General features: G+C 57.3%; 13 protein-coding genes. 9 read left to right on the top strand and 4 right to left on the bottom strand.

The window, feature by feature from the left end; translation table 11 throughout:
- The first annotated feature begins 117 nt into the window (after positions 1-117).
- The 7 genes from ACEN84_RS30210 to ACEN84_RS30240 all read left to right on the top strand — a co-directional run bounded on the left by ACEN84_RS30210 (position 118) and on the right by ACEN84_RS30240 (position 9126).
- On the top strand, positions 118-2025 hold the full coding sequence (locus ACEN84_RS30210) for an ABC transporter ATP-binding protein (RefSeq protein WP_413711628.1): 1908 nt from the start codon (positions 118-120) through the stop codon (positions 2023-2025).
- Positions 2026-2969: 944 nt separating this feature from the next.
- On the top strand, positions 2970-4316 hold the full coding sequence (locus tag ACEN84_RS30215) for an LLM class flavin-dependent oxidoreductase (RefSeq protein ID WP_413711629.1): 1347 nt from the start codon (positions 2970-2972) through the stop codon (positions 4314-4316).
- A gap of 12 nt (positions 4317-4328) precedes the next feature.
- On the top strand, positions 4329-5159 hold the full coding sequence (locus tag ACEN84_RS30220; RefSeq protein ID WP_413711630.1) for an ABC transporter permease: 831 nt from the start codon (positions 4329-4331) through the stop codon (positions 5157-5159).
- The gene (locus ACEN84_RS30225; protein WP_413711631.1) at positions 5150-5902 is read left to right on the top strand and encodes an ABC transporter ATP-binding protein; all 753 of its coding nucleotides are present in this window, start codon (positions 5150-5152) and stop codon (positions 5900-5902) included. The genes ACEN84_RS30220 and ACEN84_RS30225 overlap by 10 nt, the downstream gene beginning before the upstream one ends.
- Before the next feature lie 11 nt (positions 5903-5913).
- Positions 5914-6942, top strand: a complete 1029-nt coding sequence (locus ACEN84_RS30230) for an ABC transporter substrate-binding protein (protein WP_413711632.1) — start codon at positions 5914-5916, stop codon at positions 6940-6942.
- A 653-nt stretch (positions 6943-7595) separates the two neighbouring features.
- Positions 7596-7988 carry a DUF1236 domain-containing protein gene (locus ACEN84_RS30235; protein WP_413712522.1) on the top strand — a complete coding sequence of 131 codons (393 nt, stop codon included), beginning with the start codon at positions 7596-7598 and terminating at the stop codon, positions 7986-7988.
- 475 nt (positions 7989-8463) lie between these two features.
- Entirely contained in the window at positions 8464-9126 is a 663-nt protein-coding gene (locus tag ACEN84_RS30240) for a hypothetical protein (protein ID WP_413711633.1), read from the top strand.
- Here ACEN84_RS30240 and ACEN84_RS30245 read toward each other — a convergent pair.
- Complete coding sequence (locus ACEN84_RS30245; protein WP_413711634.1) at positions 9092-9892, bottom strand: metallophosphoesterase; 801 nt, start codon at positions 9890-9892, stop codon at positions 9092-9094. The genes ACEN84_RS30240 and ACEN84_RS30245 overlap by 35 nt on opposite strands.
- Before the next feature lie 578 nt (positions 9893-10470).
- Between ACEN84_RS30245 and ACEN84_RS30250 the strand changes: the two genes are divergently transcribed.
- A complete protein-coding gene (locus tag ACEN84_RS30250) occupies positions 10471-10881 on the top strand; it encodes a helix-turn-helix domain-containing protein (protein WP_413711635.1) in 411 nt (136 codons plus the stop codon).
- Between the two features lie 219 nt (positions 10882-11100).
- On the opposite strand, the gene ACEN84_RS30255 is transcribed toward ACEN84_RS30250, so the two are convergent.
- On the bottom strand, positions 11101-11808 hold the full coding sequence (locus ACEN84_RS30255) for a metallophosphoesterase (RefSeq protein WP_413711636.1): 708 nt from the start codon (positions 11806-11808) through the stop codon (positions 11101-11103).
- A 465-nt stretch (positions 11809-12273) separates the two neighbouring features.
- Between ACEN84_RS30255 and ACEN84_RS30260 the strand changes: the two genes are divergently transcribed.
- Positions 12274-12675: a hypothetical protein gene (locus ACEN84_RS30260; RefSeq protein WP_413711637.1), complete on the top strand. Its 402-nt coding sequence runs from the start codon at positions 12274-12276 to the stop codon at positions 12673-12675.
- A 376-nt stretch (positions 12676-13051) separates the two neighbouring features.
- Here ACEN84_RS30260 and ACEN84_RS30265 read toward each other — a convergent pair whose 3' ends face one another.
- Both ACEN84_RS30265 and ACEN84_RS30270 read right to left on the bottom strand, forming a co-directional pair.
- A complete protein-coding gene (locus tag ACEN84_RS30265; RefSeq protein ID WP_413711638.1) occupies positions 13052-15763 on the bottom strand; it encodes an HD domain-containing protein in 2712 nt (903 codons plus the stop codon).
- A gap of 3 nt (positions 15764-15766) precedes the next feature.
- Positions 15767-16156: a hypothetical protein gene (locus ACEN84_RS30270; RefSeq protein WP_413711639.1), complete on the bottom strand. Its 390-nt coding sequence runs from the start codon at positions 16154-16156 to the stop codon at positions 15767-15769.
- Positions 16157-16459: the final 303 nt, after the last annotated feature.

Consider the following 16459-nt stretch of genomic DNA (forward strand, 5'->3'; position numbering starts at 1 on the left):
CTCCCCGTTGGGGAGAAGGTGGCCCGAAGGGTCGGATGAAGGGGCCACAGGCACCACTGCGTTGGCGGCGGCCAAATAAAACAAATACGGGGCCTAAATGGCCGTGGGAGGAATGACATGGCCGAGGAGATGGAAACCGAGCGTCCGGATCCGCGCGAAGACGGCAGGCGGCCGCCGCGGGCGGTGGTCGGGTCGCATCGTGTCGAGGAGGAGATGTTCGGCAAGGCCTTCGACGGCAATATCGTCAAGCGCATCTGGGCGTTCGTCCATCCTTATCGCGACAAGATCGTCTGGTCTGTCGTCGCCGTGCTCACCTTCACGGCAATGCAGCTGACAATCCCGCTGATCATCCGCTATGCCATCGACCACGGCATGCAGCCGGGCAGCAATTCCTCGGCGCTGACCTGGGCGATCGTCGCCTTCCTCTGCGCCATCCTCGTCAACTATGCCGCAAGCTATGCGCAGGAGACGCTGGTCGGCGGCGTCGCGGAGAATGTGCTCTTCGACATGCGCAAGGCGATGTTCTCACATCTGCAGCGCGTCTCGCTCTCCTTCATGGACAAGACCGAAGTCGGCCGCCTGATGTCGCGCCTGCAGGGCGACGTCAACTCGATGCAGGAATTCCTGGAAACCTCGGTTCTCTCGGTCGGCGACATCGCCCTGCTCTTCGGCATCGTCTTCGTGATGCTCTATCTCGACTTCAAGCTCGGTCTGCTGACGCTCTCCGTCCTCCCCGTGCTCTTTGTCGTGCGCCTGTTCTGGCTGCCGCTCGCCCGCAAATCCTTCATGGCAGCGCATGAGACGAATTCGGTGGCGGCCGGTGCGCTCGCCGAGGCCATTCATGGTGTCCGCGCCGTCCAGAGCATGGACCGCCAGGGCGTCAACTTCACCCTCTATGACGACAAGGCGCATGCTAACCTGCTGACCCACCTGACGGCAGCGCGTTACGCGCAGGTCATGGTGCCGATCGTCGACAGCCTGACGGGCGTGGCCATGGCGCTGGTCATCGTCGTCGGCGGCGCGCGGGTGCTCAACCAGGCGCTCGATGTCGGCGTGCTCGTCGCCTTCCTCTTCTACATCCAGCGCTTCTTCGACCCGATCCGCTCGCTGACGCTGCAATATTCGGTCATGCAGCGCGCCATGGCATCGGGCCAGCGGCTGACCGAAGTGCTCGACGTGCCTGTCGATATCAAGGATGCGCCTGACGCCAAGGCGCTGTCGAAGGACATGGACGGTTCGGTGGAATTCCGCGACGTCGTCTTCGGCTACAATCCGAAGCATCCGGTGCTGAAGCATGTCAGCTTCCGGGTCAATCCGGGGGAAACAGTCGCGCTGGTCGGGCCGACCGGCTCCGGCAAATCCAGCTGCATGTCGCTGATCCACCGTTTCTACGATGTGCAGCAAGGCCAGGTCGTCGTCGGCGGCCATGACGTGCGCGCGCTGACGCAGGATTCGCTCGGCGACCAGATCGCCATGGTGCTGCAGGAGCCGTTCCTCTTCACCGGCACCGTCTTCGAAAACATCCGCTATCACAAGACCAAGGCCACCCGCGAACAGGTGATCGAGGCGGCCAAGGCCGTCGGCGCCCATGATTTCATCATGCGGCTGCCGCAGGGCTATGACAGCATGCTCGGCGAGCGCGGCGGCAACCTGTCGCTTGGGCAGCGCCAACTGCTCTCCTTCGCCCGCGCGCTGGTGGCCGACGCAAAGATCCTCGTTCTCGACGAAGCCACCGCCAATATCGACAGCTACACCGAGATGCTGATCCAGAAAGCGCTGGTAAAGCTTCTCGAAAACCGCACCGGCCTCGTCATCGCCCACCGCCTTGCCACCATCCGCGAAGCCGACCGCATCATCGTGCTGCAGAACGGCGAACTCATCGAGAGCGGCAATCACAATCAGCTGATGAAGAACGGCAAGCTCTATTCACGGCTCTACAATCTCAATTACGCTTCCTTCGACGATATCCCGGAAGAGGTGTTGGGAGCCAATCAATTTGACCCAAAGTCCTCCAGTCTGACCTAAATCGGGCCATTTCGGAAATGGAAGCCCAAAGTTGAAAGGCGAACGCTTAATAGGCCCACGGAGCCAGAGCGAGCTTATGACGCCGAACTGTGACCCCAGCCACGATCAGGCTCGGGCGAGCGCTGTTCGCGAAACCGAGGGATAGCGGCGATTCGACTTCATGCCATGCCGCCAAAGGTTCCTTCCAACTCCGCTTCAAGGGAATGTGTCCCTTGACCACTGGCGGCAGGTCCCAACAAAGAATCGACTGTCCGCCAAATGGCTTATTGGGTCGGCGTCGGCGGATTCGGTCCAGTCTTCGTCGGATCCCCATCGACGGTCGCCGATCTATGCAGGAGTGGGTCGAGGACATCGACGTCGATGGACCGATTGCACTGATATTGAGCCCACGGCTCCCCGCTGGCGATAGCCTGCCTCCATCATCTCAGTCCGCTTGCCACATTCCAGGACAAACGCCTCAAGCGCCACCGCCGCGCTAACACAGAGATACTGAACCTCCCGTTGCTTCCGCCAACTTCCCCTGGCCGCCTCGTTGATTTCGCGAAAAATGGCCACAACACGCCGGTGGCTATAACCGCAAGGGTTATCTCGTTCTAAGTCCAGATCTGCGGGTCCACGTGGATTTCCCTTTTTAGTGTGATTGCCTTGGCGTCGCACAAAGACTCTTTTCGAGGCAAGACAGCCGGAACACGACTCGCGGCAATGGCAGCGATCATGGCGTACGAATCCGGAAGCGCTATCGTCCTCGCCAACAACGTCGGCATCGCGAACCACCTGATGTCCCCTCCGTGACCGCCATATGCGGTATAAGCCCGAAAGCCTCTAAGTTCCCGTTGGGAGGCTCCTTGAGACGATTTTACTATCATGCCGCGTCATTTCGAAAAATATGCACCTCGATTAGCCGATTAAATCTATAGACAATAAATGATCGATAGGAGGCAAATATGTCAAAGAGCCGTCAGCTTCACCTCAATGCATTCCTTCGCAATGTCGGTCAGCACGAAGCCGCTTGGCGGCTCCCCGAGACACGGATCTCCGCAGTCACCGACATCGCCCACTATCAGAACCTCGCAAGGATCGCCGAGAAGGGCAAGCTCGACGCCATCTTCTTCGCTGACCATCCGGTTCTGAAGGACCGCGCCCAGGATCGTCCATGGGACTCGCTAGATCCCTTCACCCTGATCGCGGCCCTCTCCGGCGTGACGCAGCGGATCGGTCTCGTTGCGACGGCGTCGACGACCTACAACGATCCCTACGGCCTCGCCCGGCGTTTCGCCACGCTCGACCATGTCAGCAAAGGACGCGCTGCCTGGAACGCGGTGACGACTGCGAATGCCGCCGCCGCTGCGAACTTCAGTCTTGGTTATCATCCCGATCCAGACGCCCGCTACGAGAGAGCGGCAGAGTTTCTCGACGTGGTGAACCGGCTCTGGGATAGCTGGGACGACGACGCAATCGTCGGTGACAAGGAAGGCGGCACGTTCGTCGACCCAGACGGCATCCATCGTCTGGACCACCACGGAAAGCATTTTGACGTCGCCGGTCCTCTCGAAGTGCCACGCTCCCCACAGGGGCGTCCGGTGGTCTTCCAGGCCGGCTCGTCCGAGCCGGGCAAAGACCTGGCCGCCCGCTACGCCGAAGCCATCTTTACAGCACAGCCAGTCCTGGACGAGGCGCAAGCCTTTTATGCCGATGTCAAAGCGCGGGTACGGGGCTTCGGCCGCGATCCCGACAAGGTCCACATCCTCCCTGGCCTATCCACGTTTATCGGCGGAACGGAAGAAGAGGCGAAGAAGCTGCAGGAGACATTCGAAAACCTGACGCTTCCCACATATGGCCTTGCCCAGCTTCAGCGCGTTACCGGAATCGACTACTCGTCGCATGGCCTCGACGACGTGGTGCGTATCCCTGCTCGAAGCGAAGTGGCTAGCGACATGAGAAGCCGACATGACCTCGTGCACCACCTTACGTCGACCGAGACCATCACGCTCCGGCAGCTCCTGCGTCGCCTCAGCGCCGGCCGCGGTCACCGTATTGCGACCGGTACTCCGGAGCAAATCGCCGACACGATCGTGCACTGGTTCGAGAATGGCGCCGCCGACGGCTTCAATCTCATTCCGCCCGCCCTCCCAACATCGCTAGAGGCGTTCGTCGAGAACGTCGTTCCAATCCTTCAGAAGCGCGGGATTTTCAGGACGGACTACGAGGGAACGACGCTTCGCGACCATCTCGGTCTCGACCGCCCCAACGTCACCCGCGCGACGCGCGGGTTCGTCGCTGCGGCCGAATGACGGAGCCTCCGAATGACACTCGTTTCGTATTTGAGCCCTAGCCGAGAGTCGGGGCGGCAAAAGGCGGCGGCGAAGTCTCGTACCAGGAGACTGCTGCCTCGTCAGAACATCTTCGGCCAACGCGCCCTGGGGCCTGTGCTCGTTCTGGCGGCGTGGTGGATCTCCACCTCGCTGGGATGGATATCGCCCGGCAAGCTGCCAGGACCAATCGCGGTCTACGAGGCGTTCCTTGGAACGATCAACGACGGAACGCTAGCGACTGATCTGGCGATCTCACTCCAAAGAACGGGACTTGGGATCGCTATTGGTATTGCTGCGGGTTCCCTCCTTGCGGTGCTGTCGGGCCTGTCTCGGCTGGGAGACTCCATTATCGACGGCAACGTCCAGGTAAAGCGGGCGATCCCTAACCTGGCATTGATCCCACTGTTCATCATCTGGCTCGGCATCGGCGAGTCCATGAAGATCGTCATTATCGCACTTGGCGTCATGATCCCGATCTACATCAACATGCATGCGGCGCTCACCAGCATCGACCGCCGGTTTGTGGAGCTTGGACAGACCGTGTCTCTGTCGAGGTCCAAGTTCCTGCGCGACATCGTCGTCCCGGCGTCCCTTCCCGGCTTCTTCACAGGTCTGCGTCTGGGCGTCACGGCTGCGTGGACGGCACTGGTCGTGGTGGAGACCGTCAACGCCACGAGCGGAGTCGGCTTCATGATCACGCAGGCCCGCACCTACGGACAGACCGAGCTTGTGCTCCTAGGCCTCGTCATCTACGGCGTGCTCGGCTTCACCTCGGACGCCATCGTCCGCTACGTCGAACGGAAGGTTCTGTCATGGCGGTAACGGCGCGTGTCCCAGGTAGCCCGGCGCTCAAGCGCGACGTCACCGTTCGCGTCGAGCGGTTGGTCCGACGCTTCGGCGGCAACGAAGTCCTCCGTGGCGTCGATCTCCAGGTCCGGCAAGGCGAGTTCGTTGCCCTGCTCGGCAAGAGCGGATCGGGAAAAAGCACGATCCTGCGAGCCGTCGCCGGCCTGGACGAGGACGCCGACGGCTTGGGTCGGATCACCGTACCGGACAGGCGGTCCGTTCTCTTCCAGGACTCGCGACTGTTGCCTTGGAAGAAGGTGGTCGACAACGTGACCCTGGGTCTCGAAGGCACGGATGCGAAGGCCAAAGCCCTGAAGGCTCTCGAGGAAGTCGAGCTGCAACATAGGACGGGCGTCTGGCCGAAAACGCTTTCCGGCGGCGAGCAGCAGAGGGTTGCCCTCGCCCGGTCGCTGGTGCGAAACCCCGACCTCATCCTTGCGGACGAGCCGTTCAGCGCATTGGACGCCCTCACCCGCATCCGCATGCAGCGACTGCTCCTCGATCTGGTTCGGCGCCGTCAGCCCGCCGTGCTCTTCGTCACGCACGACGTGGAGGAAGCGCTCCGACTGGCCGACCGCGTGGTGATCATTACCGACGGCCTCGTCTCTTACGAAGAGCAGGTCGGCGACGCCAGGTCGTCTCCCACGCGCTTCGACGAGCTTCGAACCGAAATCCTGGGACAGCTCGGCGTGACCGAAGATCCCAATCAAAACCACTGAGAGGCACCACAATGCGCAAGACACATACAGCAGGCGTCGCCGCCCTCGTCTCCCTTTTCGCCGCCACCGTCGCTTTTGGAGAGGACGGGTCTCTGCCGACTAAGGTGCCGCCCGGCACAAAGATCGTGCTGGCCGATGACGCGAACAACGCAGCAAGCCTCCTGAAGCTTTCCGGAGAGTATGACAAGCTCGCCGCCGACGTCAGCTTTGCGAACTTCACGAGCGGCCCTTTGCGGCTCGAAGCGATCCGGGCAGGCGCCGCGCAGATCGGCGCCGTTGGCGACGTTCCTCCGATTCTTGCCCACTTCTCCGACGCAAACGTCGTCATCGTCGGCGTGGTGGTAACCGAGGGGCCAACCACCATCGTCGCCACCGCACCGGACTCCGGCATTGGCGAGCTCAAGGACCTCAAGGGAAAGAAGGTCGGTATCAATCCGGGCACCGCCCAGCAGGCGATCGTCTTCCGCGATCTGAAGGCTGCCGGCCTGAAGCCGGAGGACATCACGCCGGTCAACCTCGGCCTCGCCGAATTCGCGGACGCGCTGCGTGCAGGGCAGATCGACGCCGCGGTCCTCAAGCAGCCGGACCGCGCCCGCTACCTGAAGTCAGTAGCCGGGTCGGGTGCGAAGGAACTCGACAATGGCGGGGATGCCAACAAGAACCTGAAGATCATCTACGCCAGTAAGGTCGCGCTCGACGATCCGGCGCAGGCGGCTGCCATCAGGGACTTTGTGGTTCACTGGTACCGCGCCTCGCTTTGGAAGAACGATCATAAGGACGTCTGGAAGTCTCAATATCTCATCAAGGACCAGAGGCTGAGCCCCGAAGACGCCGAGGCGGTAACCAAGTCGGAAAAGAGATCGTATATTCCTGCATGGAAAGGCGACATCATTCCGCGTCAGCAGGAGACGATCGATATTCTGCAGGCGGCCGGTAGCTTCAAGGGAAAGACGCTGAACGCCGAGGATGAGTTCGATCATCGCTTCGACGGACTGAACGACAAAAGCAAGTCGGCCAGCGAACTTGACTCGGATGGCTGAACGGAATCATTCCTATGGCGAACTGACTAAGAAAAGCACCTTCGAGCGAGGTGCCTCTTTTGTTTGCGGGAATGTCCGAAGGTTAGCGCGGCAGTGTCGATGGCGCATCTAAGGGGTGTCGTTTGCCGCGCGGAGCTGTAGAAAATAATTCCCGCGACATTGCTAGACATGACAAAGCCTCCCCGAGAATGTGTAAAGCGGAGCGAAGGGATCGAACGAGCCACGATCTCCGGCTGGTTGGCTTGGCTGACTATGCCAAAGCCTATCCGCGACAGTCGTCGCTACGGAGCCTAATTCTTGGCGCATTCGCGATGCGGTGGAGGTGGCCTGTCTCGACCAAGAGACCGATTTTCAAATGCCTGCCAATGCCTCGATGCTCTTCTTTGAGCAAATCCGGCAAGGCGCTCAATGTCTGCCCTAGCGAAGGGATCTGCTCGACGCAATCGGCTCGTGAAGGTGCTGCTCGTCGAGCTTCTCAATTCCGATGTACTCGTTCTGCATCGAAGTGGCCGACCGATACGACCGTTCCGACGCCGTGAAACCCCGCGATAGATCGGTGTACGCTTCCTGGATGTCGGCTCGGGCGCCGACATCTGAGTGGAACAAAATTCGCACCGGCGATTTCTCCTGTCCATCAAAATGAGGAGACAGACATAAAGAAGATCATAATTGCAACCGCCGCTATCGCCTGTTCGTTCGCGGCTTCCGCATATGCCGACGGCGCGGTCACCGGATTGGTCGGCGGCGCCGCCACGGGTGCGATCGTCGGCGGCCCGGTAGGCGCGGCCGTCGGCGGTGTCGCTGGTGCGATCACCGGCGCGGTTATTGATCCCCCGCCGCGTGAGGTTGTTACCTACGTTCAGCAGGCACCGATCCCACAGCAGACGGTCGTTGTCCAGCAACCGGTCGCGGTAGGAGCGGCCTTGCCTGCGGACGTGGTCGTGACGCCGGTCCCGGAAAATCCGCGCTACGGTTACGTCGTGATGGGTCAGCAGCGCGTAATCGTCGAGCCGCAGACCCGTAAGGTCGTGCAGGTCATCCAGTAATCCGACGAAGGGGCCGCTGCTGCGGCGGCCCCTTCGTCGTTACGCGCCCCCGTCAAATGAGGGCTAATCCTCGGAAGCCATCAAGCCAAGTTTGACGGGTGCGGACTATGGTGGACGGCTGGGCTTTACAAGACGCGCCATCGAGACTCCTATGGCCGCCCACACCAATGGGCGGCCATTTTCATAAAAGATGACTGGTCTCGATCACGATGCAGCGTGCGCAAATTTGCGTCTTAGGCAAGATCGGACTGATACCGACCCCAGAGCCGCAGGCTCATCTCCACCACTGTCGGCGCGAAGTCCAACGATTGGAACACTACGTCGGGATCTACACGAAAAACTTTTGATACCCGGAACTTCCGTCGTCCAGAAGATTTGACACATCATCGCAGTCACCGTGCTCTAAGCCGCCACGCCCTCTTCTTCCTTGCAACGCCGCCGTCGAGACTCCTAGCAGCCATCAGGAGTAACAGCCGTGACAATCGCCCACCCCTACCGATACCCAATCGCATTTCGCCGCCAGTTCGACCGACTGGAGAACCTGGTCCCAGGAATAACTGACCGCGCGGTCAACGCTAACGCCAGCAACGATTTTCTTGAACGGGAGTTGCAGGGCGCCGCCCCAGCTGACTTCGCGACGCAGAACCAGCGCTTGCGCCACTTGGAACGCTTGATAGCGGACTGGCGCATCGACGGCGAGACGACCTACTCGACTCACGTCAACTTTGATAGCCGTGGCAACGCGACCCTGGGGTTCGAAGACGTGCCGCCATCAGTTTCCTACATCTTTTTCGATCGAGATCCAATCTTGCAACTCGATGATGTTCGCGGCGGACGTATCGAAGGTGTGTACATGCGAGAGATCGCCTCGGACGGCAAGCCATCCATCGAGCTTACCTTCGTGTGCGACGAGCAGGGTTGGGCCGATATGAACAAGTGCTATTTCGGCGAAGCGGTGAAGGTTGGCGCTCGGATAAGCATCGGCGTCATACCGCTCCAAGAAGAGATTTCGGCCGAGAAAGTCGTCGAGAAGTTTGCGTGCGACCCTGTTTTTAGGCAGGGGCGAGCATTTAATGCGGCGCTTTCGACGGCGGCTCAGTTCTCTACCCAGCGCTTGTGGAAAGGCTTTCGATGGTAGGCCTCTCTGTATTATCCATTGGCGCAATTTCGACCATCGCGGCATCGAAGTACCTGCACACGACCTGAGATGCCACCTGTTCAGCACACACAAAGTCTGCCAATACGTCGTTATCGAAAACGGCCGCGCTGATACGCCCCGTACGATACGAGCCCGTATCAATAGCAACGCGGTGGGGGTGAACTTCTGGCCATCCGGACTTCGTGATCGAATGGCCGTGGACGATCACCTTCTCAAAAGGTCCCGGATAATCCAAAAACCTTTCTCGGATCCACCTTAAGGAGCGGTCGTCCTGTTGATTTAGAGGCTGGCCGGGATCGACGCCCGCGTGCACAAAGCAGTGGCGCTCGGTATGGAACATCGAGACAGCTCGCTCAAGAAACGGCTTATGGTCCGGAACGGCGCGGTTGATATCTCTTTGCATTCCCTTGAGATCGTACTCGCCATGATACCCGTACGATGCCAATGTGTCGTAACCGCCATTCGAGATCCATTGCTTAAGCTCGACGTAGGTTAGAGTCCCCTGAAGGCATTTCAATAGGTATTCGTCGTGATTGCCAAGGATCAACACAGACTCCGGCCTGGCTTTGAAGAACTCGCACAAATCAGTGATGGCACGCGCATTCGCACCCCCACGATCAACGAGATCACCGAGAAAAATAAAGCGACTGTCGTTCTCGGGATAGCGGGCCGTCAAATCGGCCAGAAGACCCTTGGCAATACGCCACATCCCGTGAATGTCCCCAATAGCAATTGTAAATCTCATATCGCCCTCCGATACAAACAGTGCTTCAGTTCCGTAAGTCTTGGAAGTCAAGAACCTCACAAGGCCGCCGCTCTATCCTCCCGCGCTTGCCAGCAAAGAATTCACGGCGAAGGTGGCACGCTTGCTCGCATCACGCACCCTCCGAGAAGCGACGACTGGCCTGCGCAGACTGTGGGCGTTGAAATGGCAATGAGATACATCCTCACGACGACAACATCCACGCAATTCCAGTGCTCACACCCATCCGCGCACCAAGATCGATAATGGCGGGTATCAGACCACCGGGCAACTTACTCGATGTCACAAGTGAACCATGCAGCAAACCTACCAAAAAATGCCTTACGATCGCCGGACGACATTTGAGTGTCTTCCAAGGACCCTCGATTCTTAGCAGCGCACACAGCGCCTCCGAGATCGGCTTCATCATTGAGATTCGTAAGCATCGGATCGACTCCGGAACCAAACAACATATGACGCCAACAAAAATTATGCTTTTTAAATCCCCTAATTGAAGCGGATCGCCGTCGGTGTCGTTGCGTGCTTGAGTGTGTCGTTTGCCGCCACCGAAAGACTCTGCAATGACGCCAAGACAGCGGATTCCATCACCACTAGACATCGCTGTCGGCGCGAGGATACGTGCTCGTCGGACAGTTCTGGGGGTGACCTTATCGGCGCTCGCAGACGGTCTCGGGATTTCCTTTCAGCAGGTCCAAAAGTACGAGAACGGGAGCAACCGCGTCGGACCAGCTCGTTTACAAGGCATAGCCAAAATCCTGGGAACAACGCCTGCCACCTTCTTCGGCGAGGAAACAATTGAGCCAGGCGTGATTGGCGTGATCGAAGGAATACAGCACCTCATGGGCATGAGCGACGGTATTGCGCTCAACCGAGCATTCGTCAGGATAAGGGATCCGAGAGTCCGCATAGCGGTTGTCGAATTGGTCGAGAGTATCGCTATTTCAGAAGAGAGCGGGGACACCCCACTCTAAGAAGAGATGCCGGAGGGAGCGCTACCCCGCAGACGCATAAAGCCAAAATGAATGCTTGCCAGTCCGGCAATCTGAACAATTCCATTCATCCGGCAGCTTATACGGATGGCTCAGTTCTGATTCCTTGCGCTTTCGTCACTGCATCAGTGCGGGCAACGTGCCAGAAAGTTACGTTGCTGTTCCTAGTTCCGTAGGGCTCCCGACGCACGAGCCTGCATTTCAAAGCTCAAGCTCTGCTTCGCGCACAGATGCATTGAAGGAACGCAATCGAATCTCGGTCCCGATCTGTTCGGCACAGATGAAACCAGCAAGGTCGTCTTCTTCAAATACTGCGGCGCTTATTCTGCCGGTCTGATATGATCCAGTGTCGATCGCTATCCGATTAGGCCGCACTTCGGGTAGACCCGTCTGGGTAATCGAATGACCATGGACCACCACTTTTTCAAACAGATCGGGATAATCGAGAAACCCATCCCGTATCCATCGGGTTGTGCGTCCATCCTGCTGGTCAAGTGGGACATTCGGATCGATACCTGCGTGGACGAAGCAGTACCGGTCAGTGAGTACCATTGGCACAGCCCTTTCCAACAACAGCCGATGACTTGGATCGCTCTTGTTCAAGGTGCTTTTCAGTTCTGTAATCGTGAACCGATCATGAAAGCCGTACGATGCGAGGGTTGTGTCACCACCATTCCAAAGCCACTTGCGGCCCTCGTTAACGTCGAGCGTGCCTTGGAAACATTTGAGTAGATATTCGTCATGGTTTCCTAAAATGAGCGCTGATGCCGGCCGATATTCGAAAAATTCTACGAGAGCGTCCATTGTTTTGCTGCCTGCCATGCCTCGATCGACTAGGTCTCCCAGGAAAATGAAACGCGCTTTGGTAGCTGAGAAGCGTCTTGTTAGTTCTGACAGCAGGGAGTTCATTAGACCGCACATTCCGTGAATGTCACCGATCGCAATCGTATACCGTGTCGTCATGAGCAGAGTCCGCTTTCAAATACGCGGCCGATCCTTTACCAGGCGGGCGTTAACAGCGACAAAATTGCTGCCTCCGCGCGTCATGCGACCGTGTCGTAAGATGTCGAAAAGGAGCGCCCACGCATTGCAGTATCGGTCCCGCTTTTTGCATAGCTGCAATGACGAAACATTAGTTGCCGACTCGGTCAGCGTACTTTAGCTGCGGCTTCAAGCAAGCGGCCTGTCATGATTTGGCTTTTGCCGCGAGCCGCAACAAACGGGCGCTCCCTTAGGGTTGAGCGCCCGTTTCCAATAAGAAGAAGAGCCTTAGTGGGCGCAGAGCCTTCACCGAGGATCTTGCACGCTAAATCTGTCGCTAGTGACCGCAACGCTTTCGCGCCAGGTTTCGATATTATGGCCGTGGAGGACCAGATGGGCGTACTACAGGTTTTCCGTCGTCTTTATAAGCAAGCACCACATGAGACCGCTGAGCACTTCAAAGAAGGGTTCGAGAACGCGGCGCGATTTCGCGAAGTTGTTTTCTCCACCGTCGAGGGAGTGGTTATTCTAGCGGCACTTGAGAAGGTGGCCGAAAAGACCGGCAGCTTAGCGCTTTGGGTCATTTATTGTGCGGCCTGGATCGCGTTATTTTGGTACCTGCTTTTCTTCGGGCGCTATGTGATAAATGCGACAAATGAAAAGTTTGAGATCCTGCGAAACCATACTGTGTTTTCATATGTCGCCGCCATTTCCGCAACCTTTCTCTCTTGGGGATTGGTGTCGGTGCTCACGAACATTACAAGGCAGTTTCTGGACCTGAGCTTCATGCAATAGCTCATGCAGCTACCGCCTCCTTTGCTCACATGGAAATGAAACCGAGTGAGTTGACCACGCCCGCGCATTTCTCTAACAGCTTGCCGCCGCGCTTCTGTTGCAAGGCGGCATCAGGAGGGTCCGGCCTGACGAGGAGGCTGGACCTTCGCTGCTCAGTCAACTGCCGTTGGATCGAGTGTGGGCCTTACGCTTTGTCATCTCCGCAAACGGTAAGTTCGCATCCGTGACTGGGGGAACGATAGTGGCTACAGATGCCGTGATCTAATAAGTGACATTTCCCTCATGAAGGGATGCTGCACGTAATCCCTCGGTAGGAGGCCAAAACTCTGTGCGAAGGTGGCGGCATTGCAAATGCCGCCATAGTGGTCACCAAAACTCAAGACGTGACCTTTTTTCGGCGCGGAATCAGTGCCTGCCACGTCTCCCCCTCAACCTCGCCAGAACTCCATATACAGGTCAAGCTTTGCGCTGGCGAATTATAAGGGAAAAACAGTAAAAGCCCCCGGTTTCCGTAACCGCACGCCCTGTCCTTCCGCTTCTTGTCGTCCCAATCGGGCTCATTCTTTAGAAGCTGAAGGCCGACTTTCTGACAATATTCGCGAAACGGTCCTAGAACCTCTGGCTCGATGTAACGGTCGTCGAAGGCGACTGGTATGTCCTCGTCGTGGAGGTGGGAGTAGACGATCCCTTGCAGGCCGATTTCCTTGAGAGCGAACTGCACGCTTTCCAAACCATCACGCCACGCCGCCACGAAGCAAAACCCAACTTCGTGCTTCCGGAGATAATCTCGCTCGGGTTCCAGCGCCAATCGTCGCTGCTCCTTAATCGATGACTTCTTAAGCTTAGCGTTATCAAACCACGCTCCAAGGAGATTACTTATCTGTCCTCCCGAAGCGCAAAAATCGTCTAAAAACAGGATTGGCTGATCTCGATTAGCACGCGCGGCGTCTTGCAAGGAAGGGAAAAATTGAAGATCTGTCGACACATCGGCCGCATAGTATTGAACGATTTGCGAGCTTTCATTGCCTTGGCTCAAGCCAACAACTGAAGCACTTTTGAACGCTGGGTAATTATCGAGAAAATCTCGCAATGCCGCTGCCACGTCATCGCGACCTAGCAGTCGTGCCCGCGACAGCAGGTCCAGTGCCGGCTCAATATACTCCGGCGCAAACTGATCAAGCCAAGCCTGGGCCCGTCGTCGCATTACGGCTGAACCGCCATGCGATTCAATCTCCCCGGTGAGCTTCTCCATTTTTGCTTGGATGCTCGAGAAACGATCAGCAAATTCACCGACGACCTTTTCCACGTCCGCCCGCCGCACCCGCTCCTGCACTGGGCGGATGGCGCTAGGCCTTCCTTTATAATAGCCAAGTTCGCGGAGTTTCAATTTGACCTCGCGGATTCCTCCAATTGACTGCTTCGCCTCTTCCATGAGCCACTCGGGAACCGCAATTCCGAACTCTTCCGCAATGACAGCCTCGGTTGCCACGAACACGTACGGCGATATCTCCCTTGGTGAAAAAATATAACCCTTGGGCGCTGCAGACTCGAACGAGCTGCTCCACGCATCCTTATGGATCCCCGTTTCACCAAAGGTCTTTGGGGCTCCTTGTGACGGGAAAATATAGGCGCGGCGAAGCTCTTCCTGTGACGGCACCATCTTCTTGCGTATTACGATCATTGATCGGACGTAATCGTCCGATACGTTCACCCCGAGATACCGGCACACCGCGATCGTCTCTTCAACCACGCGGCCGTGCATATGTGCTGACGCATCACGGTCGTTAAGGCGTTTGACAAGATCGACCATCGCGTCCATTGCGGGTGAATTGACGTCAGCAATTCCCGACGGATTATGCGGCGAGAACGCGAACGACCTCACAAATAGGTTTCGCTCCCTTAGACGGGAAAGAATGTCAATGGACTGTGAGACAGCCACATCTGCCGCATGATTTTCACCCCTTGCTGGCAAAGACAGGCGTTGGCGGAGGGCGTCGTCGTTCGACAGCACCAGCTCGTCATCTAAAATGTCGTAAACGAACGAGATTAGCTTTTCGTGACCGATAACCTTTGAGAGGCTGTTTACAATCGCCCAAATCATCGCCTCGATCGCTACCACTTTGGGATGCTGATAGAGTTTCGAAAACAAAATCATCTTTGTAAGCAGGAGCTCGTCGACAACCGACAGTCCGCTCCAAGGAAAGCCGATCAAAAATACCTCGTGGACGCCAGCAGCGATCGTCTTAGCCAGCCTATTGGGAAGTTCAACTGGCTGAACCCGTCGTACCGTCACCTTTTGAACCAGACGAGAAATATCAATAATCCCTGGAATTCCCGCCATCGACGCATCTCTGACCATATAGTCTAGCTTATCGGCGTCGAATGGCCCGGAGATAAGTTCATGGAGTAGCGGTATCTCATTCGAGATCGACTGACCTAGTATGCATTTTGCGACCTTGTCGACAAACTCATCAACCTTGCCCCGCCACGGATGTGTTGGTAACGACGCTGCAGAGTGAGCGTCGAAAATCCTTGTTAGAACCTCTGTGAACTCCGGCGATCGCACGACTAGCGCAGCGACAATTTCGCTCAGCTTTGCGCCCGCTCCAAAGGTTTTCCGCTGCCGGGTGAGCTCAAGATAAGCCTGAGGATTTACCTCCAAGGCATACTCAGAAACGTGAGACAGCACTGGATGACCCACGTCATGCATCAGCGCAGCCGTGCGCAAAACCACGGTAAGTTCGTTGGAGATGATCGCCCTGTTATGCTTGGTGACGGAGGCCTGATTAATCGCTGTAATCAGCTGATGCGTCTGGTGAAGCACCCCAAGAGAGTGCTCGAATCTCGTATGACCTGCGGAGGGATATACCCATTGAGCAACTCCCAACTGCCTCAGATACCGCAGTCGCTGAATGAGTGGACTATCCACCAGAGAGATCTCTAACGGGGTGAGGACAATAGTGCCCCACACGCGGTCGTGAATTTGCTTGGGGGAGATGTTGTGCTTCGCACTCTCTGCCACCCTGGATATGTACGGCCCGAGATATTTCGCCGCGACCGCTCTGGCGACCTCCTCCAAGGCGCTCATGTATTAATGCGCCACCTCAGAAAGATATTTCCGAGCCATCCGGGTGAGTGCATCGTCGGGGATGCGGCTTTCCTTCAAAGTCCTGAGAGCTCTTGCCTTATCATCAGGAATGGTTGCACGAACGAATTTCGGATTGTGCAGTTCGATGTCCTTCAAATCCCTGACCGCCAAAAGAGCATCGCGCAGTGCTGTGCTGTCACCGTGATGGGGATCGGGCGCGATCACGAAGTCTGGGACAACTCCAAGCGCTTCGGCATTGTCCAGTAACTCGTCATATGCCTTCGCAAACTGCTCGTCTAACCGAGGGTCATCCAGGTGGATGGTCGTCTTACCTTCTAGGCTGAGCGCTGCCAACAAGCCTCTCACAAATTGCTCTGCACTAACAATCTGCATTCTATAGCCCCGCTTTCATCATCCAATGCACCCTATATCGCCCGTTTCGCGATCGCCCTAACGGTTTCACGAATGAAGATGAACGAATCTTCTTCAACCCAGTTCCGCGCCAGACGCTATCATAAGCCACGCACATTCCGACACGTTACCGGGGCACGATAAACAAGAAATTGTGCGCCAGCACGAGGTACCGTCAGCTCATAGCACGCCCGACACAACTATGTTCCCTTTTTGTTCATTTGTCAAAACTGCATCTTGCCGTACCAGTAACCTCACTTTCCTGAGATGAGCCTGGTTGATTAC

This window comes from Rhizobium sp. Rhizsp82, from assembly GCF_047325115.1.
Lineage (GTDB): Bacteria > Pseudomonadota > Alphaproteobacteria > Rhizobiales > Rhizobiaceae > Rhizobium.